The organism is Acinetobacter brisouii CIP 110357 (assembly GCF_000488275.1).
GTDB classification, from domain to species: Bacteria; Pseudomonadota; Gammaproteobacteria; order Pseudomonadales; family Moraxellaceae; genus Acinetobacter; species Acinetobacter brisouii.
On record NZ_KI530762.1, the window covers coordinates 604273 to 625495 of the forward strand.

22 protein-coding genes are annotated in these 21223 nt (G+C 42.8%); 19 read left to right on the top strand and 3 right to left on the bottom strand.

The features are described 5' to 3' along the window. Positions 1-141: 141 nt before the first annotated feature. The 13 genes from cysM (at position 142) to yjgA (ending at position 12312) form a co-directional block, all read left to right on the top strand. On the top strand, positions 142-1071 hold the full coding sequence (gene cysM, locus P255_RS02850; protein WP_004903421.1) for a cysteine synthase CysM: 930 nt from the start codon (positions 142-144) through the stop codon (positions 1069-1071). Between the two features lie 9 nt (positions 1072-1080). Then, on the top strand, positions 1081-1899 hold the full coding sequence (locus tag P255_RS02855; protein ID WP_004903422.1) for a 3'-5' exonuclease: 819 nt from the start codon (positions 1081-1083) through the stop codon (positions 1897-1899). A gap of 10 nt (positions 1900-1909) precedes the next feature. After that, positions 1910-3307, top strand: a complete 1398-nt coding sequence (rlmD, locus tag P255_RS02860) for a 23S rRNA (uracil(1939)-C(5))-methyltransferase RlmD (RefSeq protein WP_004903425.1) — start codon at positions 1910-1912, stop codon at positions 3305-3307. Between the two features lie 20 nt (positions 3308-3327). Continuing rightward, positions 3328-5628, top strand: a complete 2301-nt coding sequence (locus P255_RS02865) for a RelA/SpoT family protein (protein ID WP_004903426.1) — start codon at positions 3328-3330, stop codon at positions 5626-5628. Between the two features lie 81 nt (positions 5629-5709). Beyond that, the gene (gene mazG, locus P255_RS02870; protein WP_035365252.1) at positions 5710-6474 is read left to right on the top strand and encodes a nucleoside triphosphate pyrophosphohydrolase; all 765 of its coding nucleotides are present in this window, start codon (positions 5710-5712) and stop codon (positions 6472-6474) included. Between the two features lie 8 nt (positions 6475-6482). After that, positions 6483-6836 carry a ComEA family DNA-binding protein gene (locus P255_RS02875; RefSeq protein ID WP_004903430.1) on the top strand — a complete coding sequence of 118 codons (354 nt, stop codon included), beginning with the start codon at positions 6483-6485 and terminating at the stop codon, positions 6834-6836. Between the two features lie 136 nt (positions 6837-6972). Further along, entirely contained in the window at positions 6973-8424 is a 1452-nt protein-coding gene (gene pcnB, locus P255_RS02880) for a polynucleotide adenylyltransferase PcnB (RefSeq protein ID WP_004903431.1), read from the top strand. Then, entirely contained in the window at positions 8421-8951 is a 531-nt protein-coding gene (gene folK / locus P255_RS02885) for a 2-amino-4-hydroxy-6-hydroxymethyldihydropteridine diphosphokinase (RefSeq protein ID WP_004903433.1), read from the top strand. Before pcnB ends, folK begins: the two co-directional genes overlap by 4 nt. Next, positions 8948-9757, top strand: coding sequence for a 3-methyl-2-oxobutanoate hydroxymethyltransferase (gene panB / locus P255_RS02890; protein WP_004903435.1), 810 nt, complete (start codon positions 8948-8950; stop codon positions 9755-9757). The genes folK and panB overlap by 4 nt, the downstream gene beginning before the upstream one ends. A 2-nt stretch (positions 9758-9759) precedes the next feature. Then, on the top strand, positions 9760-10605 hold the full coding sequence (gene panC, locus P255_RS02895) for a pantoate--beta-alanine ligase (protein WP_004903436.1): 846 nt from the start codon (positions 9760-9762) through the stop codon (positions 10603-10605). 32 nt (positions 10606-10637) lie between these two features. Beyond that, entirely contained in the window at positions 10638-11489 is an 852-nt protein-coding gene (gene rapZ, locus P255_RS02900; RefSeq protein ID WP_004903437.1) for an RNase adapter RapZ, read from the top strand. Next, the gene (locus tag P255_RS02905) at positions 11486-11755 is read left to right on the top strand and encodes an HPr family phosphocarrier protein (protein ID WP_004903438.1); all 270 of its coding nucleotides are present in this window, start codon (positions 11486-11488) and stop codon (positions 11753-11755) included. The genes rapZ and P255_RS02905 overlap by 4 nt, the downstream gene beginning before the upstream one ends. 2 nt (positions 11756-11757) lie before the next feature. Further along, positions 11758-12312 (top strand): ribosome biogenesis factor YjgA, encoded by a 555-nt coding sequence (gene yjgA, locus P255_RS02910; protein WP_004753683.1) that lies wholly within the window; start codon positions 11758-11760, stop codon positions 12310-12312. A gap of 40 nt (positions 12313-12352) precedes the next feature. Here yjgA and P255_RS02915 read toward each other — a convergent pair whose 3' ends face one another. Next, positions 12353-13996, bottom strand: a complete 1644-nt coding sequence (locus P255_RS02915; RefSeq protein ID WP_004903440.1) for an acyl-CoA synthetase — start codon at positions 13994-13996, stop codon at positions 12353-12355. Between the two features lie 312 nt (positions 13997-14308). Here P255_RS02915 and thrS point away from each other — a divergent pair, with 312 nt between their 5' ends. The 4 genes from thrS (at position 14309) to P255_RS02935 (ending at position 18169) form a co-directional block, all read left to right on the top strand. Further along, complete coding sequence (thrS, locus tag P255_RS02920) at positions 14309-16231, top strand: threonine--tRNA ligase (protein WP_004903443.1); 1923 nt, start codon at positions 14309-14311, stop codon at positions 16229-16231. A 5-nt stretch (positions 16232-16236) separates the two neighbouring features. Beyond that, positions 16237-16788, top strand: a complete 552-nt coding sequence (gene infC, locus P255_RS02925; RefSeq protein WP_081402000.1) for a translation initiation factor IF-3 — start codon at positions 16237-16239, stop codon at positions 16786-16788. Between the two features lie 309 nt (positions 16789-17097). Continuing rightward, the gene (locus tag P255_RS02930; RefSeq protein WP_004903449.1) at positions 17098-17715 is read left to right on the top strand and encodes a glutathione S-transferase N-terminal domain-containing protein; all 618 of its coding nucleotides are present in this window, start codon (positions 17098-17100) and stop codon (positions 17713-17715) included. 25 nt (positions 17716-17740) lie between these two features. After that, positions 17741-18169, top strand: coding sequence for a YqaA family protein (locus P255_RS02935; protein WP_004903452.1), 429 nt, complete (start codon positions 17741-17743; stop codon positions 18167-18169). Positions 18170-18202: 33 nt separating this feature from the next. On the opposite strand, the gene P255_RS02940 is transcribed toward P255_RS02935, so the two are convergent. Next, positions 18203-19456 (bottom strand): MFS transporter, encoded by a 1254-nt coding sequence (locus P255_RS02940; protein ID WP_004903454.1) that lies wholly within the window; start codon positions 19454-19456, stop codon positions 18203-18205. A 507-nt stretch (positions 19457-19963) separates the two neighbouring features. Here P255_RS02940 and rpmI point away from each other — a divergent pair. Next, positions 19964-20158 (top strand): 50S ribosomal protein L35, encoded by a 195-nt coding sequence (gene rpmI, locus P255_RS02945; RefSeq protein WP_001096359.1) that lies wholly within the window; start codon positions 19964-19966, stop codon positions 20156-20158. 12 nt (positions 20159-20170) lie between these two features. Beyond that, the gene (gene rplT / locus P255_RS02950; RefSeq protein WP_004753667.1) at positions 20171-20530 is read left to right on the top strand and encodes a 50S ribosomal protein L20; all 360 of its coding nucleotides are present in this window, start codon (positions 20171-20173) and stop codon (positions 20528-20530) included. 183 nt (positions 20531-20713) lie between these two features. Here rplT and P255_RS02955 read toward each other — a convergent pair whose 3' ends face one another. Next, entirely contained in the window at positions 20714-21190 is a 477-nt protein-coding gene (locus P255_RS02955) for a hypothetical protein (RefSeq protein WP_004903456.1), read from the bottom strand. Positions 21191-21223 lie beyond the last annotated feature (33 nt).

Here is a 21223-nt window from a genome sequence, read left to right on the forward strand (position 1 = left end):
AATTTATTCCCCAACCTCGGCATATTAGCATGCTTTGCCTAAGCTGTTATGGCTTTCATGATTTTCAGAAAAAATGGCGAAATGGGTGCAGTAAGGAGTATTTTTTCATACAATATGCCCACCTCGATCTAGGTACATATTATGAGTAATTACAATCCAGACTTTTTCGCAGATGAATTCTTGTTAGATCATTACGTTGGCAAAACTCCATTGGTTCGTTTACAGCGTTTAGCCTGTCATACCAACGCCACGGTACTTGCGAAACTGGAAGGTAATAATCCCGCTGGTTCAGTGAAGGATCGCCCTGCTTACAATATGATTATGCAGGCAGAAAAACGTGGGCAAATCAAACCAGGTGATACTCTGATTGAAGCCACCAGTGGCAACACAGGCATTGCGCTTGCTATGGTCGCTGCTATGCGTGGCTATAAAATGAAGCTCATTATGCCTGACAACATGAGCCAAGAGCGTAAAGATGCGATGTCAGCTTATGGTGCTGAGCTGATTGAAGTGACTCAAAAGCAAGGTATGGAAGGTGCACGCGATTTGGCGATGCAGATGCAGCAAGAGGGTAAAGGTCTGGTGTTGAACCAGTTTGGTAACCTTGATAATCCAGAAGCCCATTACCTCACCACTGGCCCAGAAATCTGGCAACAAACTGCTGGAAAAATCACGCATTTTGTTAGTGCAATGGGCACGACAGGCACCATTATGGGCGTGTCAAAATATTTAAAAGAACAAAACCCAGATATTCAGATTGTAGGTTTACAGCCTGAAGAAGGTTCAAGTATCGCAGGGATTCGCCGTTGGCCTAAAGAATACCTGCCTACAATTTTTGATCCTTCACGCATTGACCGTATTATTGATATTCCACAAATTGAAGCTGAAAAAACCATGCGTCAACTGGCGCGTGTTGAAGGCATTAGTGCAGGAACATCATCGGGTGGCGCGGTGTGGGCATCATTAAAAATAGCAGCAGAACAACCTGATGCGGTCATCGTGTGCATTATCTGTGATCGCGGCGACCGTTACCTGTCTACAGGGTTGTTTTCTGTACAAGATCAAGAATAGAGAGTTTGCATGCGCTTACCCGTTTTAGTATTCGATATTGAAACCATTACCGATTTAAATGCGGGAGCGCATTTGTATCAGTTGCATGATTTATCGCAAGATGATCTGCAACAGGCTTTAAACAAATTGCGCCGTCAAGAGCATGGCAGTGATTTTCAACGGATTCCATTGCATGAAATCGTGTGTATTTCAGGGTTGTGGTTCGATGAAAAAGGTTTAAGGTTGTTTTCGTTTAATCGAGAGCATGATTCTGAAGCCAGTATGTTGCAGAAATTTCTGTCGATTTTTGAAAAACGCCATCCTGTTTTGGTGAGCTGGAATGGTTCACAGTTCGATTTACCTGTGATTCTGTTTCGCGCCATGTATCATGGCTTGTCGGCGCCTGCCTTGTTTGATCAAGGTGAAATCGACAGTCAAAAGCGCTTTAACAATTACCAAAACCGTTATCACCATCAACATGTCGACCTGATGGATGTGATGGCGATGTTTAATGGACGCAATTTCCAGAAACTCGATGATATTGCGCAGTTGCTCGGTTTTCCAGGTAAACGTCAAGGTGCAGGTTATTTGGTGCCTGAACAAGTTCGCCAGCAGGCATGGACAGCGTTGGCCCAGTATTGTGAAGGCGATGTATTAAACACATGGCTGATTTATTTGCGCTGGATGCTGCTTAAAGGGCAGTTATTGGCAGAAGATCATCGCCAGTTAGTGGATGCGACGATTCAGTATTTGGCAACCCAGCCCCAACAGCAGGAATTCTTGGCGCAATGGCAGAAAACTGCCCAGCGTACGCCATTTACTTCTGATTTTTTCCCAGTTCAAGATTAGGTTTTTGTTTTTGAAACAGCACACCCAGACTCGCAGCGCTTCTTCGGAAGTCTACACTTTTCAAGTGGAATCTTTATCGCACGAGGGACGAGGGATTGCCCATTATGATGTGCAGCTTGGACATCCAGCGCACAAGCATGGCAAGAAAGTATTTATTCAGTTTGCTTTACCTCATGAACAGGTCAAGGCGAAAATTACCCATCAAGCCAAACGCTTAGAAGAAGCGGATACGCTTGAATTGGTATCTGAGCCTTCTGAACAGCGTATTACACCTATTTGCCCGCATTTTCAGCACTGTGGCGGCTGTAACTTGCAGCACATGCATCCTGATGAGCAGATTCGTTTTAAACAACAGGTGCTGGCATCGCATTTGCAACATTTTGCGGGAATCGAACCTGAATTTTGGCTTGAACCAATTCGCTCACAGCGCAGTGACTACCGTCGGCGTGCGCGGATCGGCGTGCGTTATATTCCGAAAAAGCAGCAATTGGTGATGGGTTTTCGTGAGCGCCAAAGCAATCGTTTAATTGATATACAACATTGCCCCGTACTTGATCAAAAACTCGACCAGTCTTTGCCTGAACTGAAAAAATTACTCGAAAGTCTAAAAGGCAAAGCCGATATTGGTCATATAGAATTGGCAATGGGAGATGATGAAACTGCATTATTGTTGCGTCATACCAAAGCTTTAATTCAACCAGATGTTCAAAAACTTCTAGATTTTGTCCAGCAGAAAAATTGGCAATTGTATTTGCAGCCCGAAGGTATTGACAGTATTCATCGGGTCGATGCAGCACAGCCAATGCGTTTGCATTATCGTTTAGACGCTTTTGATGTCGATTTTGCGTTTGCCCCGTCAGATTTTACGCAAGTGAATGCGACAGTGAACGCACAAATGGTAGAATTGGCATGTGAATTGCTTAAGTTGCAGCAAGGCGAGCGTGTGCTGGACTTATTCTGTGGCTTGGGAAATTTCTCTCTGCCACTGGCACGTTGTGTGGGTCAAACTGGACAGGTGGTTGCTGTGGAAGGCAGTGAGGACATGGTTCAGCGTGGTACAGAAAACGCATTACATAATGGGTTGATGCAGTTACGTTTTTATTCACATGATTTAACAAAAGATTTTTCACAGCAAGCTTGGGCGAAACAAGGATTTGATGCATTATTAATTGATCCTCCTCGTTCAGGGGCAGAGCAAGTGATGCATTACATTTCCAATTTTAATGCAAAACGAATTGTTTATGTCTCTTGTAATCCTGCCACGCTTGCCCGTGATGCTGGTATCCTTATACAACAGGGATATCAACTGAAAACAGCAGGCGTCATGGATATGTTTACTCATACAGGTCATGTCGAGTCGATTACCTTGTTTGAGAAAGTAGATTTAATGAACGACGATAATGAATGACACAATAAAAGGAGATAGGTATGGTCACAGTACGTGAGCAGTTACCTGAACGACTCACTCAGTTGTCAGAAGAAACGACTGTCGAACATGCCCAACAAGCGCAAAATGATTTAGCAGATTGGCTAGAGCGCGTACGTCACCATTTGGATGGGGCGAAACTGACCCAATTGGAGCAGGTTGCAAGGCTAACTTTACAAAAAGAATTAGAAACTACGGTCAGTCACCGCAGTAATACCTTTGCCACAGGGATCGGGATGGCAAATATTCTGGCGCATTTACATGTCGATGAAAATACGCTGATTGCTGCTGTGCTTTATCGAAGTGTGCGTGAAGGTGTGACTACACTTGATGAAGTGTTACAGCGTTATGGTGAAGGTGTACTCAGTCTGGTCAAGGGTGCATTATCCATGGGTAAACTTTCTGAGCTGATCGAAAAAAACAAACGCTTAGAAGATCACTTTAATAATAACCAGCGCGAGCATTTGACAGGCATTTATAAAATGCTGATTTCGGTTACCGAAGATGTTCGTGTGGTTCTGATTAAACTTGCCGAACGAACCTACGAGCTGCGTGAGCTGGGTAAATCACCCAAAGATCGTCAGGAACGGGTAGCGCGTGAGATTTTAACCATTTACGCGCCATTGGCACACCGTCTCGGGATTGCCCAGTTAAAATGGGAACTCGAAGATTTGGCATTTCGCTTTTTAGCGCCAGACCGTTATAAAGAAATCGCCACATTGCTCAATGAAAAGCGTTTAGAGCGTGAACAGTATATTCAGTTTGTGATTAATAAACTGAAAACTGAATTGGCAAGCCATGATATTGAAGCGGAAATTACAGGTCGAGTTAAACATATTTACTCGATTTACCGCAAAATGAAGAGTAAAAACCTCAGCTTTGATCAGCTTTATGATATTCGTGCATTGCGAGTGCTGGTCAAGGATGTGCCTGAATGTTATCACGTTCTGGGAATTGTTCATCAAATCTGGCGGCATATTCCGCATCAGTTTGATGACTATATTACCAATCCTAAAGCCAATGGTTACCGCTCTTTGCACACCGCCGTGATTGCAGAAAACAAATCACTGGAAGTGCAAATCCGTACTTTGGAGATGCATAACGAAGCCGAGCTTGGGGTTTGTTCGCACTTCAACTATAAAGAAGGTGCGAAAAATACTGATTTCTCGTTTAATCATCGTTTGCATTCATTGCGTGCTGTACTGGAGCATTATCAGGAGCGCAATGAAACCAGCGCGCATCCTAAAGATGAAGATGATTTTGATAAGTTACAAGATTTTGAAGACTTTGAAAAAATCTATGTCTTTAGCCGTGATGGCGACATTAAAGAGTTGCCGCGTGGTTCGACTGTCCTCGACTTTGCCTATCATGTGCATACACAGGTGGGTAACCACTGCTATGCAGCGCGAGTCAATCAACGTTATGTGCCGTTGACTTATACCCTTAAGACAGGGGAACAGGTTGAAATCCTGACCAAAAAAGACCGTGAACCAAATCGCGACTGGTTGGTCAGCTCTTTAGGGTATATTAAGACTGCACGTGCGCGAGATAAGTTACGCCACTGGTTTAGACAGCAAGACCGCAGCAAAAACCTGGAAGTGGGGCGTGAGCTGCTCACCAAAGAATTGCAGCGTTTGGCGATTCACCCGAAAAGTATTGATCTAAATGAATATTGTGGTCATTTTAATGTCAAAACAGGTGATGATATTCTGATCGGTTTGGTCAGTGGCGACATTAGCCTGCATGCGTTGATGAATCAGGTCAACCGCCACATGAAACTGGATCAGGATGAACCTGAACTGGTATTAAAACCTGCTCTGAATCCACGCGCCAGCCATACCTTGTCGGCACATGGCATATTGATTGACGGTCTTGATAACGTTGAGCTGCATATTGCCCAGTGTTGTCAGCCTGTACACGGTGAACCGATTGGTGGTTACATTACGCTGAATCGCGGTGTTAGCATTCACAAACTACAATGTTTAGACTACGTTCGTATGATTGCTCAGGAACCAGAACGTGCAGTCGATGCCGATTGGGAATTGCAACCAACCCGTGGTCAGAGCGTTCAGATTGTGATCGAAGCTTATGACCGCCGTGGTCTGTTGCGTGATTTGACTCAGGTGATTTTTGCCGACCAAATTAATATTCGTCAGGTGAATACTATTTCCGAAGCGGATGGTATTGCCAATATGAAGTTGTTGATCGAGGTGAAAGGTTTGTCACAGTTATCTCGCTTGTTGGCACGTTTAGAGCAACAGCCAGGGATTATTAGCGCACGTCGTTTGGTACAGGGTAACTAAGATCCAATTCATACAAAAAAGCCAACATGATTGTTGGCTTTTTTCTTGGCAAAATTTTTATTTTGAGAGGTTAACATGCCAATTGAACAGCTATTGAAGATCATGCAGCAACTACGTGAACAGTGTCCGTGGGATCGTGCGCAGACGCCACAAAGCCTGACCCGTTATGCGATTGAAGAAGCTTACGAAGTGGAAGATGCAATTCGTCAGGGTTCAATTGATGAGATTCGTAATGAACTGGGCGATCTGTTGTTGCAAGTCGTATTTCAGTCGCAAATGTATGCTGAGCAGCAGGCATTTAACTTTGATGATGTTGTACAAGCGATCATCGATAAACTGATTCGTCGCCATCCGCATGTATTTCAGGCAGAACAATATGCCAATTTAAGCTCTGAACAGGTTTCAGAACTTTGGCAGAAAATTAAACAGCAAGAAAAACAAGGACAAACCCAGTCATATTTGAGTGATATTAAGCATGGGCCTGCCATTTCTCAGGCAGAGCAGATCCAAAAAAAAGCAGCCAAAATTGGGTTTGATTTTGCGACGACGCAAGATGCACTCAGTAAAGTTCATGAAGAAATAAGCGAACTGGAACAAGCCATCCAGCAAAATAATCCTGATGAAATACAGGCAGAATTTGGTGATTGTTTATTTTCTTTGATTAATGTTGGCCGTAAACTAGAACTCTCGGGAGAAGTCGCTTTACTCTCAACGATTCATAAATTTAGAACACGATTTGCTTTTATAGAAGATCAGGCTCGGCTACAAGATCGTTCGGTACACGACATGAGTCTTAGTGAGATGGATCAGCTCTGGGAGCAAGCAAAACAACAAACATCATCATGAGTTAAGATATGATAAAAACTTTAAGTTCATTCATTTTGAGTTTTGGCTTCGCATGCTCGGCATGGGCAAATAACAATACACAAAGCTATGATCAGCGTTATATGCAATGGAAACAACAGCAACAGGTACAATATCAGAGTCATGCTCCACAGGCCGCGCGTGGCGCACATCAGGTGAGCATCAACCAAGCCTCGGCAGTGGAATTACAGAATAAACTCACAGGTGTTGGTGCAAAGAAAGCACAGGCAATTGTTGAATATCGCCAGAAAAATGGCAAATTCAAAAGCATTGATGAACTTAAAAATGTTAAGGGAATCGGGGATAAGTTATTTGCGAAAAACCGTGGATTTCTGGTGTTATAACTGCTGAAAAAATCCACAGATTCAACGGCAAATTCATGTTTGCCTGAATGAAGAATCAAATTGCCCTTTATTGGTCTATGCTCTATGATTAGCAACGATTGAAAATTTTAACTCCAGACGTAGGAGAAAGCGTCTTTTGCATACCTTACGCGCGTCAAAATATGGTTTATCCATCAAACAATTACCTCCTTCTATATTAGAAGTTATTGATGCTCTCACCAAAGCAGGTTATCAGGCATATATCGTCGGTGGTGGTGTTCGGGACTTGATGCTCGGGCTACATCCGAAAGATTTTGATGCGGTAACGAACGCTACACCAGCGCAGGTCAAAGAAGTGTTTGGGCGTCGTTGCCGAATTATTGGGCGACGTTTTGAGTTGGCACATGTTTATGTTGGTCGAGACCTCATAGAAGTTGCAACGTTTCGTGCACCACCGAAAAAGGCAGTGACCAGTGCGCTTGGCATGATCCTACGTGATAACAATTGGGGAACGATTGAGCAGGATTTTGCTCGTCGTGATTTCTCTATTAATGCGATGTACTATCAACCACGTCAGGGTGTGATTTTAGATTTTTGCAATGCCATTGATGATGTAAAAAGTAAAACTTTACGTTTATTGGGTGAACCAAAGCTACGCTTTGAAGAAGATCCTGTGCGAATGTTGCGTACATTACGCTTTGCAGCCAAACTTAATTTTAGTATTGCACCTGAAATCCTGGATGTGTTTACCCCTGAAATGACGCAGTTATTACGTGACATTTCTCCGCACCGTTTATACGATGAATCACAAAAACTCTTTACAATGGGGCATTTGCAACGTGTTTTACCATTACTGATTGAATTTGGTTTATGGAAACAGTTGTTTGCTGAAGTCAGCCCAGATGTAACTGCATTTGTTGCTTTGGCTGCAAAAAATACCGATCAGCGTATTCAGGTTGGCAAAACCATTAACCCTGCATTTTTCTATGCCGTATTGCTTTGGCGCAACTTTCAGGAGCGTACAGAGTTTTATTTGGCAAAAGGTGTAGTTGCCGCTGAGGCTCGTGCACAAGCAGGTTTAGATGTACTCAAACGCCAGTCGACGCGTACCATTATTCCACGTTTTGCTGAAACTTTTATTCGTGAAGTTTGGGAAATGCAAACGCGTTTGTTGAGCCCAAAACCACAACAAATTGAAAGTTTAGCAGGGCATGCGCGTTTTCGTGCAGGCTTTGACTTTTTGTTGTTGCGTGAAAAATCGGGTGATGACACTACGCAAGGTATGGGACAGTGGTGGGAAGCCTATCAGGATATGACCATAGACCAAAAAGAAGTGGCTATTTCCCAGTACAATCGTCAACGTGCCAAGACCCGTCGTAAACCACGTACAGAAGATGTTGAGGTTGATACAGTAATCGCACCGTTGGTTGCAGAAGCAGCACCAACCCGCAGTCGCCGTTCGCGCAACAAATCTGCACAAGCACCAGTTCGTTCAACTGCAAACACAGCTGTAAGTAATGCTGATGGTGTTGATGCGAATCATCCGATTTTAAAACGCAAACGGGTACAGCGTGATTTAAGCCAAGTGATTTTTGGGCCAACACAATGACAGTGACCAGTTATATCGGTTTAGGAAGCAACTTGGGTGATTCACTACATATTCTGCAAGAAGCCATCGCAAAACTGCGAACTTTAGGTGATGTCCGAGTCTCGCAGTTGTACAGTACCCCACCGATGGGACCACAAGACCAACCCGATTATTTGAATGCAGTTGCTGAGTTGAAAACCGATTTGGCACCCCTTGCGTTATTGGATCAATTACAGCAATTTGAACAGAATGCCGGTCGAGTACGTTTACGTCGCTGGGGCGAGCGTACTTTAGATTTGGATCTGCTGTTATATGGACAAGAGAAAATTCAACATGAACGTCTCACTGTACCGCATGTGGGGCTGTTATTGCGCGATTTTGTGGTGATCCCACTATTAGACTTAGATGTAGAGTTAACTGTTGATTCGCAGTCACTGAAACAGCTCGATATTGTTCAGGCATCCACTCTAACCCCGATACTGAACCGTCATTGGGCTGATGTGTCACAGCAGAATCAACCTCAGGATGAACAAGAGGACGCTGAATGATTAGTCTCCATGATTTAAGACAATTGAAAGCACAAGGTAAAAAGTTTTCTTGCTTGACTTGCTATGACGCCAGTATGGCAAAAGCAATGCAAGTTGCAGGAATTGATAGCATTTTGATTGGAGATTCCTTAGGAATGACCATTCAGGGGCACGATTCGACTTTACCTGTGACAGTTGCAGATATGGCATATCATACAGCAGCGGTGCGCCGTGCTAACCAGCACGCTTTTCTCATGACAGATTTACCTTTTATGAGTTATGCCACACTGAATGACGCATTGCAAAATTCCAGAATGGTGATGCAGGCTGGCGCACAGATGGTCAAAATTGAGGGTGGAGCATGGCTTGCAGATACGGTCAAAAACTTAACCCGTAACGGTATTCCAGTCTGTATGCATCTGGGACTCACGCCGCAGTCAGTACATGTCTTTGGTGGTTATAAACTACAAGCGAAAACCCGTGATGCAGCCGATCAACTGATTGAAGACTGTCGGGCTTTGGTTGAAGCAGGCGCTGCCATGTTGCTCTTAGAGTGTGTACCTGCACAGCTAGGCAAAGAAGTCACTGAACTGTTTCCTCATATTCCTGTCATTGGGATTGGTGCTGGAAAAGATACAGATGGGCAAGTGCTTGTTGTGCAAGACATGTTAGGATTAACTTTTGGGAAAGTTGCCAAATTTGTGCGTAACTTTATGGCAGAGCAGTCAGGTGAACATGCGATTGTCGATGCTCTGAAATCCTATCATCAAGCGGTGCTTGAGCAAAGTTTCCCAAATATTGAACATACTTTCCAAGTTGAGTTGTAATCATGAAAACTGAAACGACCATTCAGGGGTTAAATGCAGCGCTTAGTCCAGCACGTACTGCAAAAAAACGCATTGGATTTGTCCCAACCATGGGGAATTTGCATGAAGGACATCTCAATTTAGTTCGCGAAGCGAAAAAATTGTGTGATGTTGTCGTGGTCAGCATTTTTGTGAATCCAATTCAGTTTGGACCAAACGAAGATTTTGATAATTACCCACGGACTTTAGACAAAGACAGCCAGTTACTTGCCGATGTCGGTTGCGATATTGTTTTTGCACCGAGTGTGGAACAAATGTATGGCAAACAGCCATTGTTAACAAACATTAGTGTTTCGGGTATTACGGCTGATTTGTGTGGTGCGTCGCGCCCAGGACACTTTGATGGTGTTGCAGTTGTGGTTAGCAAGTTATTTAATATTGTTCAACCTAGCTTGGCATTTTTTGGGCAAAAAGACTTTCAGCAGTTGGCGGTCATTCGTCAGTTAGTGCAAGATTTAAGTTTCCCGATCGAAGTGATTGGTGTGCCTATCACACGTGCTGCTGATGGTTTGGCACTGAGCTCACGTAATGGTTATTTGACCCCTGAGCAACGTGCGGTGGCACCAACGATTTATCAAAGTTTGAAACATGCTGAAAAGGCTTTGCTAGAGGGTGTGAGTCTGGATACCGTTTTGGCTGAGATTACAACACAACTTACACAGGCAGGTTTTGTCGTTGATTATGTTGAGGCGCGTAGTCCAGCGCTGCAAATGGTCACAGACTTTAAACAAGATACTGTGATCTTTGTGGCAGCAAAATTAGGCACAACTCGTTTAATCGATAATTTGATTGTCAAATTTGTTGGATAACATTGTCTAAACGCAATGAGGAAAGCAGTGTCATGAAACGTATTTTAATTGTCACAGGTCAATCAGGTTCAGGAAAATCCTCTGCGCTACAGGTGCTCGAAGATTTGGGCTATTACTGTATTGATAATTTGCCGTTGGCACTGCTTCCCGAAATTGTTGCCAAACTGGATCATGAAAATAATCTTGAACAATTGGCGCTTGGTGTAGATGTTCGTAGTACACAAGCGGATTTTCAGGAATTTGATCACGTTTTTGAACAATTACAAAAACATGGTGTGGTCGATGTGATTTATTTGACCACGCAGGATCAGGGGTTGATTTCTCGTTTTAGTGCGTCACGCCGTCCTCACCCACTTGCAACACGTTATAAAACTTTGCTTGAATGTATTGCAATAGAAAAAAGCCTGTTGCTGCCAATGCAGTTTCGTGCAACAGTCAATATTGATACTACAGACAAAAGTGTGCATGATTTAAAGCATACCTTGTTGTCCAAACTTGGACAGTCAGAAGATATGGTTGTGATTTTACAATCATTTGGTTATAAACATGGCATTCCACTCGATGCTGACTATGTTTTTGATGTAAGACACTTGCCAAATCCGCATTGGGATTTAGAATTACGCAAATTCTCTGGTCTAGATACACCGATTCAGGAATTTTTGGGTGCAAATGATCAAACCAATGCCATGTTTAATGATATTTATCAGTTTTTAGAAAAATGGCTTCCTGCCTTTGCAGAAGGGCATAGACATTACATTACCGTCTCCATTGGATGTACGGGTGGGCAGCACCGCTCAGTTTATATGGTGGATAGACTCAGAAAAGCACTGAAGGCGAACTGGTCTATTCAGGTTTTACATAGAGAAATGAAGCATTGGTCATGATCGACACGACAGTAGATGTAATTAACAAACTTGGTTTACATGCACGTGCCTCTGGCAAATTAATTGAAGTGACCACCAAATTCCGCTCTTCGATTCAGGTAGGTAAGGGCGAGAAATTGATCGATGCAAAAAACATTATGGCATTGTTAATGCTTGGTGCTGGAAAAGGGACAACATTACGCATTGTTGTAGACGGACCAGATGAAGAGAAAGCCTTAGACGAAGTTCTGGCACTTTTCGCAGCAAAATTTTATGAGGCAGATTAAACGTGGCACGACGACCGCAACCGCAACAACGCTATACCGAAGAAGATTTTGAATCTTTAGATGGTCGTGCAAGCAAAACTGAACAAAAGAAAGCTGTACAGCGTATGGCAGCTTTGGGTGAACGATTGGCCGCACTATCCATTAAGCAAATTCAACAACTCCCTGTTGAAGAACGTTTAATTGAAGCGCTGCTTGATGTACAAACTATTAGCTCATTTGAAGCACGCCGCCGCCAATTCCAGCGGATTGGTAAACTGCTTCGCAATGAAGATGAAAGCCTGATTTTATCGTATCTAACTCCGCAGCAAGGCGTGAAAAAACAGGTACAGTTGCAACGCTGGGTCGATCGCATGATTGAGCAAGGCGATAGTGCGATTCATGAATTTAGCAAGCAGTTCAATGCAACTGATAAGCATACTTTGCGTCAGCATGTCTTGCGTATTTACCGCGACAAGCAACTTGAAGCAACGGACGAAGAGCTTGAAGTTTCACGTCAGAAGTTGTTGAACTATGTACAGCAAGTTGGACTGCTCTCTGATCAGGGTAAATCAAGATAAATAAAGCGACCTTTAAGGTCGCTTATTTTTTGTGTTGAATTTAGCCTGTTTGCTGTTCTGCACGTTGTTTTGCCCATTCTCGCAAAATAAATTTCTGTAACTTACCTGTCGAGGTTTTGGGGATTTCGGTCATCACGATATCTTTTGGTAACTTATAACGTGCCAGATATTGTTTGCAATGTTCAATTAGTTGCTCTGCACTGAGTTCATGACCTGTTTTGACTTCAATAAAAGCACAAGGTACTTCCTGCCAGTAAGGATCGGGTTTGGCAACCACTGCCGCAGTTAAAACAGCAGGATGCTGATACAGCACTTCCTCAATTTCAAGAGATGAAATATTTTCTCCACCTGAAATAATCAGGTCTTTAGAACGATCCATAATTTTGGCATAGCCATCAGGCTGACAAACTGCAAGATCACCCGTGTGAAACCATCCGCCAGCAAAAGCTTCTTCGGTGGCTTTTGGGTTTTTTAGATAACCTTTCATGACAATATTGCCACGGAACATGATTTCGCCCATGGTATGTCCATCATGTGGTACGGGTTCCATAGTTTCAGGATCAATCACTTTCATGCCATCTTGTAATGGGTAGGGTACCCCTTGACGCGAATGCAATTGAGCTTGTTCCTGAATAGATAACTCACTCCAGCCTGCTTGTGAAGCACAGAGTGCAGAAGGACCATAAGTTTCAGTCAGACCGTAGACATGCGTGACATTAATGCCAATATTGCGCATACCTTCAATGATCGCTGCGGGTGGTGCGGCACCTGCGACCATGACTTCTACTCGATGGTTAAACGCGATCTGTTTGTCTTTAGGGGTGTTAATCAGCATAGACAACACAATCGGTGCGCCACAGAAATAATCAACTTTATGTTGGGCAATCAGCTGAAAAACCTGTTCCGTGTCGACTTTACGCAGGCAAATATTGGTGCCGCCATTGGCAGCCATTGTCCATGCGAAACACCAGCCATTGCAATGAAAGAGTGGTAGTGTCCATAGATATTTAGCGCGCGGAATCATGCCACTGGCAATGATGTTACTGGCGGCATTAATGTACGCCCCCCGATGATGGTAAACCACACCTTTGGGGTTGCCTGTTGTGCCTGACGTGTAGTTGAGACTGATGGCATCCCATTCATCGTTAGGTAAATGCCATTCAAAATCGGCATCTCCCTGTGCGAGCCAAGTTTCATACTCAATAAAACCAATATCCTTTACAGCGCCATCATATTCGGCATCATGCACATCAATCACAAGAACCTGATGTTTAACCAAAGCCAGTGCTTCTTGTGCTAGTGTCGAAAATTCACTATCAACTAGCAAGACTTTGCTTTCGGCATGGTCTAGCATAAATGCCAGTGTTTTGGCATCGAGGCGGGTATTGAGTGTATTGAGTACAGCACCAGCCATGGGAACTGCAAAGTGCGCTTCAATCATTGCAGGAATATTGGGCAATAATACCGAAACAGTATCATTTTTCCCGATACCGAGCTGATTGAGCTGGTGAGCAAACTGGCGACAGCGAGTATATTTTTCACGCCAAGTAATCTGCCGCGTACCATGAATTATGGCGGCTTGATGCGGATAAATATGAGCTGCCCGTTCCAGATAGCGCAGTGGTGATAATGCAACAAAATTCGCTGCATTTTTCGGTAATTCATCGTATGCACTGACTGCCATGTCAATTGCTCCTGTCGTGTTGTTGTTCTATCGTTTTGACTATTTTGCATACACATTAGATGAGTTTTGCTGTAAAAATTAGCCCTGCTTTAGTCTTAAGTGTACTGGCTGGAGAATTTTATTTTAGGCCTGAGGATTGATATGGTTTAAAAAAATTATAGATTGAAATACAAAGGTTTCTTAAATAGCACAAGACGTGTAGAATCATAGGGGACTTTTTTAGCCACCGTTTTTATTTTGAGGTTTTCCTCGATTTTAATCTCGCGGTGACATGCTCTATTGTGCGGGGCATCACTCCTTAAGGATTTATCTATGCCAATTATCACATTGCCAAATGGCGATCAAAAAACTTTTGATCAAGCTGTATCCGTTATGGATGTCGCTCTAAGTATCGGACCTGGACTTGCAAAAAATACTGTTGCAGGTCGTGTAAATGGTCGCTTGGTCGATGCGTGTGACTTAATTACCGAAGATGCAACGCTGCAAATTATCACGCCTAAAGATGAAGAAGGCGTCGAAATCATTCGTCACTCATGTGCGCACTTGGTTGGTCATGCAGTTAAGCAGCTTTTCCCAGAAGCAAAAATGGTGATTGGTCCTGTCATTGAAGAAGGTTTCTACTATGACATCTGGATGCCACGTCCATTTACATTAGATGATATGGCTGCCATCGAAGAGCGTATGAAAAAGCTCATCGACCAAGACTATGATGTCATCAAAAAAATGACCCCGCGTGATGAAGTGATCGCAGAATTTACTGCACGTGGTGAAGAATACAAATTACGTTTGATTGCGGACATGCCAAATGAAACGCAAATGGGCTTGTACTACCATCAAGACTATTTGGACATGTGCCGTGGTCCACACGTACCAAATACAAAATTCTTAAAATCATTCAAGCTGACTAAAATCTCTGGTGCTTACTGGCGCGGTGATGCGAAGAATGAACAGTTGCAGCGTATCTACGGTACGGCTTGGGCGGACAAGAAACAGCTTGCTGCTTATATCAAGCGTATTGAAGAAGCGGAAAAACGTGACCACCGTAAAATCGGTAAAGCACTTGATTTGTTCCACATGCAAGAAGAAGCGCCTGGTATGGTGTTCTGGCATCCAAATGGCTGGACCATTTATCAAGTGCTTGAACAATACATGCGTAAAGTTCAGCAGGACAATGGCTACCTTGAGATTAAAACACCACAAATCGTAGATTTCACTTTGTGGGAAAAATCAGGCCATGCGGCAAACTATGCGGACAACATGTTTACGACTCATTCAGAAAGTCGTAACTATGCTGTGAAGCCGATGAACTGCCCATGTCACGTGCAAGTGTTTAATCAGGGCTTGAAATCTTACCGTGATTTACCAATTCGCTTGGCCGAGTTTGGTTCATGTCACCGCAACGAACCATCGGGTTCATTGCACGGTATTATGCGTGTGCGTGGCTTTACTCAAGATGATGCGCATATTTTCTGTACCAAAGAACAAATCGGTCAAGAAGTTGCTGACTTCATTAAACTGACTTTAGACGTATATAAAGACTTTGGCTTTGAAGAAGTGCAAATGAAATTGTCTACTCGCCCAGAAAAGCGTGTGGGTGATGATGCACTTTGGGATATGGCAGAGAAATCTTTGGCAGACGCGTTGGATGCAGCAGGTCTTGATTGGGACTTGCAACCAGGTGAAGGTGCATTCTATGGTCCGAAAATTGAATTCTCATTGAAAGACTGCTTAGGTCGTGTGTGGCAGTGCGGTACAATCCAGTGTGACTTTAACTTGCCAGAGCGTTTAGATGCTTCATTTGTAACTGAAGATAATGAACGTGATCAACCTGTGATGTTGCATCGTGCAATTCTTGGCAGTTTTGAGCGTTTTATTGGTATACTTATTGAACACTATGCTGGTTTCATGCCACCTTGGTTATCTCCAGTTCAGGCATGTGTCATGAACATTACCGATTCTCAAGCAGAAGCGTGTGAACAAGTTGTGGCAAAACTCAAAGAAAATGGTTTACGTGCCATTTCAGACTTGAGAAATGAGAAAATCGGCTTTAAGATTCGTGAGCGTACACTTGAGCGTATTCCGTACCTTTTGGTACTCGGCGATCGTGAAGTTGAAGAAGGTACTGTCAATGTCCGTACCCGCTCAGGAAAAAATTTAGGTACTATGTCAATTGATGCTTTCATTGACTTGGTGAAATCTGCCGTAGCCGAACGCGGCCGGTACATTGTGGAGTAAGAAAGATTAAACAGCCTGATCGTAACCAACAACAAGGTGGTAAAAGCAATCGTCCAGCATTGAACACTGAGATTCGTGCCAAAGAGGTACGGCTTATTGATGCTGAAGGTGAACAAAAAGGGATTGTTTCATTAAATGAAGCATTGCGAGCTGCAGAAGATGCTGATCTTGACCTTGTTGAGATCGTTGCCAATGCAGAGCCACCTGTTTGTAAAATCATGGATTTCAACAAGCACTTGTTTGATCTGAAGCAAAAGCAAAAAGATGCAAAGAAAAAACAGCATCAAGTGCAAGTGAAAGAAATTAAGTTGCGCCCTGCAACTGATGTTGGCGATTACAACGTTAAGCTGCGTGCGATTCTTCGTTTCTTGGAAGAAGGTAACAAGGTTAAAATTACCTTGCGTTTCCGTGGTCGTGAAATGGCACACCAACAGTTAGGTTTGGCTCAATTACAAAAAATTGAAACAGACGTGGCTGAATGGGGTGTTGTTGAACAGGCACCAAAAATGGAAGGTCGCCAAATGGGCATGTTACTTGGACCTAAAAAGAAAAAGTAATCGCTTGGTTTGACGTAAAAAAGCATCGCCAGTTTTGGCGGTGCTTTTTTTATTTATGCGGTTTTTCGCTGAGTTGAAGTCATGACTTTGTTAAGATGCAATTGAGTATAATAAATGTAATATTTATGACAGTGTCAGCTTTTAATTGACTGTAATGATTAATTTAATTCTCATAATATGATTTTAAGATTTATTTTTGTCTTGATATATTGATTATTTTTATCAGTTTTATAGTTTTAGACCTTTCGTAAAAACATGATATAACAGGCAAACCAAAACTGACTCACTCAAATAAGCAAAGGAATTCGAATGATTGATGTATATTATTGGGGCACTCCCAATGGTCATAAAGTAACAATTGCGCTTGAAGAAATGGGACTTGAATATCAAATTTTCCCGATCAATATTTCAGAAAATGATCAGTTTCAGCCAGACTTTTTAAAAATCTCTCCAAATAATAAAATTCCTGCGATTGTTGATCAGAATGGTCCGCGTGGTGAGCCTATCTCTGTGTTTGAATCAGGGGCTATTTTGCAATACCTTGGGCGAAAAACCGGATTGTTTTATCCAACGGATGAGCAACAGCGCGTTGAGGTTGAACAATGGTTGATGTGGCAAATGGGTGGCTTGGGGCCAATGCTCGGGCAGAATCATCATTTTAACCGCTTTGCCAAAGAAAAAATTCCCTATGCGATTGACCGTTATATCAATGAAACCAAACGCTTATATGGCGTACTTGAAAAGCAACTGATTGGTCTGGACTATGTGGCAGGGGAGTACTCAATTGCAGATATGGCAATTTTCCCGTGGCTATGCCGTTATGAATGGCAAAGTATCGAGTTAGACGAGTTTCCAAATGTAAAAGCCTATATGCAACGTATGAACGCCCGTCCAGCGGTTCAAAAAGCATTGTCGATACACGTATAGTTTTTACTTGTTCTCCTTGGGTCTCATGAGTTATTGGTTGTTGTTTATCTCTGCTTTTGGGGCTGCAACGTTACTTCCTTTACAGTCAGAAGCTGTGTTGATGACTTTACTGATGCAAGGTCATCACGATCCCGTATTGTTGTTGTTTGCTGCCAGCGTTGGCAATGTTTTAGGTTCATGTGTGAATTGGTGGTTAGGGCTTAAAATTGAGCATTTTAAGCATAAAAAATGGTTTCCAGTGTCCGAATCTCGCCTAGAACAAGCACAGCAGATCTACCATCAATATGGTTTTTATTCATTATTATTGAGCTGGACACCAATTATTGGTGATCCGATTACCCTGATTGCAGGCTTAATGCGGGAAAATTTTTGGCGATTTTTAGGAATAGTGACAATTGCCAAAGCTGGGCGCTATATATGTCTGTATATTTTATATTTAGGCATGTTTGGGTGATGTGAGGGAAAGATATTCCTTTCCCTCATGAAATTAATGCTGAGAGCTTTTATTGACATCTACATCAAACAGTTCAGACGTTTTAATCCAGCTTAAAATCACGACAGCTAGCGTCATGCATCCCCCGAAAATGGTTGCGGTGATGGTGCCCATGTATTTGGCAGCCAAACCCGATTCAAACGCGCCAAGTTCATTACTACTCGAGACAAACATACCGTTGACTGCTGCAACGCGGCCTCGCATATTTTCTGGTGGGTAGAGTTGTAAAATTGTCTGGCGAATGACAACCGAAACGCTGTCACAAGCACCCGTCATGAGCAATGCAAACAGTGAGAGCCACATATGGTTGGAAAAAGCAAACATGAGTGTAAATATGCCAAACCCTGCCACCGCCAAAAGCATATTACGCCATGCATGTTGAGTTGGAGGGAAACGGGTCAGCAAGAGCATGGTAATGAGTGCTCCAATCGAAGGTGCAGCACGTAATAATCCCAAGCCTTCAGGCCCTGTCTTTAGAATATCTGAAGCGAAAATCGGTAGTAATGCGATGACGCCACCAAACAATACTGAAACCAGATCTAGCGAGATTGCCCATAGTACAATTTTGGTATTCCAGATAAAACGGAAGCCTTCTTGCATGCTTGACCAAAGGGCGGCTTTCTCCATCGCAGGAAATTGGCGTTTTTGTAGTAAATTCACCAAACAAAAGCAGGTAAACATCAGTGCTGCAACGGTGAGTAAACTAGTTTCACGTCCTAAACCTGCCAACATGAAACCGCCAAGCATCGGTCCTAAAATCACGCCACTTTGCCAGCCAATCGTGGTCCATGTTGCACCATTGGTATAGAGTTCACGTGGAATCAGGAAGGGTTTCAGTGAGGTTGCAGCGGGTGAATAAAACCCGCGAATAATCCCGAAACCAAAAATAACGCTATAAATTCCCCATTTGAGCATTTCAACTGAAATGAGATGAATATCATAACGATGAAATAGCGTCCATAGTATGAGCGGCAATGGGAAAGAGAAAAATAGACAGATTTTCATGATGGTCTGTTTATTGAACTTATCCGCAAAATATCCACCCCATAAAGACAGGCTAATAAAGGGGATGGCTTCTGCCAGACCAATCATACCAAGGGTTAGCGGGTCTTTGGTAATCTGATAAAGACTGTATCCGACAATCACTTCCTGAATGAGGATACCGAGCGTTAAACAGAGTTGGTTAATCGTAATAATCGAAAAATCGCGATAGCGAAGTGCAGCAAAAGCATCCTGTTTTGTGTGCATGATATTAGAATATAGGCGAGGTAAAGAAGTTGATTATAGCGATATTGGACTAAGATTACTCTCATGATTTGAGATTTTAACTATTGAATATAGTGAAAATGGATATAAATTTTTAAGATAAATTCATCCATCATATTCACGAAAAATAATCTGGCAGGGCAGCTCAAGCTTTATCCTGAGTTTGCAGGATTTGACGAGTCTGACAGCCCAGCAGCGTTGTTTTAATCAGGGATGCATAACAGCGTATCCATCAGTCTGATTTTTCTCTGTAACATAAACTCGTCTGTGGCATTGGTTGAGCATGCCTTGGCAACATGACAGATTTAAAAAAAATAGTCATTCAAATCTATTACAAACTCTGTTTGCAGAATGGCTAGGTCATGTCAAAAATTAACAGGAGAAATGCTTTTGTTTTGAGCAAACTTACTATAAAATACTGCCTTCCTTACCTGCAGGTCGTTATTGCAATGGTGCAAACGAGCCGAACAGGTGCTTAAAGAGGTTGTTATGGCTAAGTTAAAAACTCGCCGTGGTGCAGCTAAACGTTTCAAAGCGACTGCTAACGGTTTCAAGCGTAAACAAGCGTTCAAACGCCACATTTTGACCAAAAAATCTGCTAAGCGTATTCGTCAGTTGCGCGGCTGTGTAATGGTTCACGTGAGTGACGTTGCTTCAGTTCGTCGTATGTGCCCATACATCTAAGGAGATTTATAAATGGCTCGTGTAAAACGTGGTGTAGTGGCTCATCGTCGTCACAAAAAAATTCTTGCTCGTGCTAAAGGTTACTATGGTGCTCGTTCACGCGTTTATCGCGTAGCGTTCCAAGCGGTAATCAAAGCTGGTCAATACGCTTACCGTGACCGTCGTCAGAAAAAACGTCAATTCCGTGCTCTATGGATTGCGCGTATCAACGCTGGTGCTCGTCAAAACGGTTTGTCTTACAGCCGTATGATCGATGGCTTGAAAAAAGCTCAAGTGATCATCGACCGTCGCGTATTAGCTGACATCGCTATGCATGATGCAGTTGCATTTGCTGCTTTAGCTGAAAAAGCTAAATCTGCTTTAGCTGCATAAGCTTAGAGATTCAAAAAAGACCGCATTTTGCGGTCTTTTTTTATTGGCGAATCATCTAAACCTGAATTTTTTAGTAAATCTGATTATCAAAATCAGCACACTGAACAGTGCTAGAACTGACATTTACTTGAATTTAAAAACCACATTTATGATCAGCATAACCCGCTACGATAACCGCTAATTTTACTTATTAATTGCGATTACTTTGATATCCACTTTTTTGCAGTCTTTATCGACACAAAAACCAGAGAACCAGAGCTCGCCACTTTCACCAATCATCACGCCACGCGTGTTTGCAAACAAGTTTTCATATTTTTGTTCCTGAATGGTTTTGACCAGCATTGGATCAAAGATTTCATCGTAACGTTTGAGTAAGTCCTGACGCGATTTAAACGTGACTTTCTTGCCATTTAAATTGATTTTTATGGGATAGTTGATCATCGCAACTACTTGGTTTTTATGGTGTTCATAGGTTGCAGTCTGAAAATCTTTCAAAAACTTCTGATAAGGCTGATGCTGACCATATAAAAAATCGAGGCGTTGATTGACTTCATGGGTGTTATCTGTAGCGGAGGAAGTGGGTTGTGCCCAACTGCTAATCGGTAAACTTAATACAGCAACTAGACCAAAATGGCTTAAACGAGAAAAGCTTATCTGCATAGTTTTATCCTTTTAGTACCCAATAAGACGAAT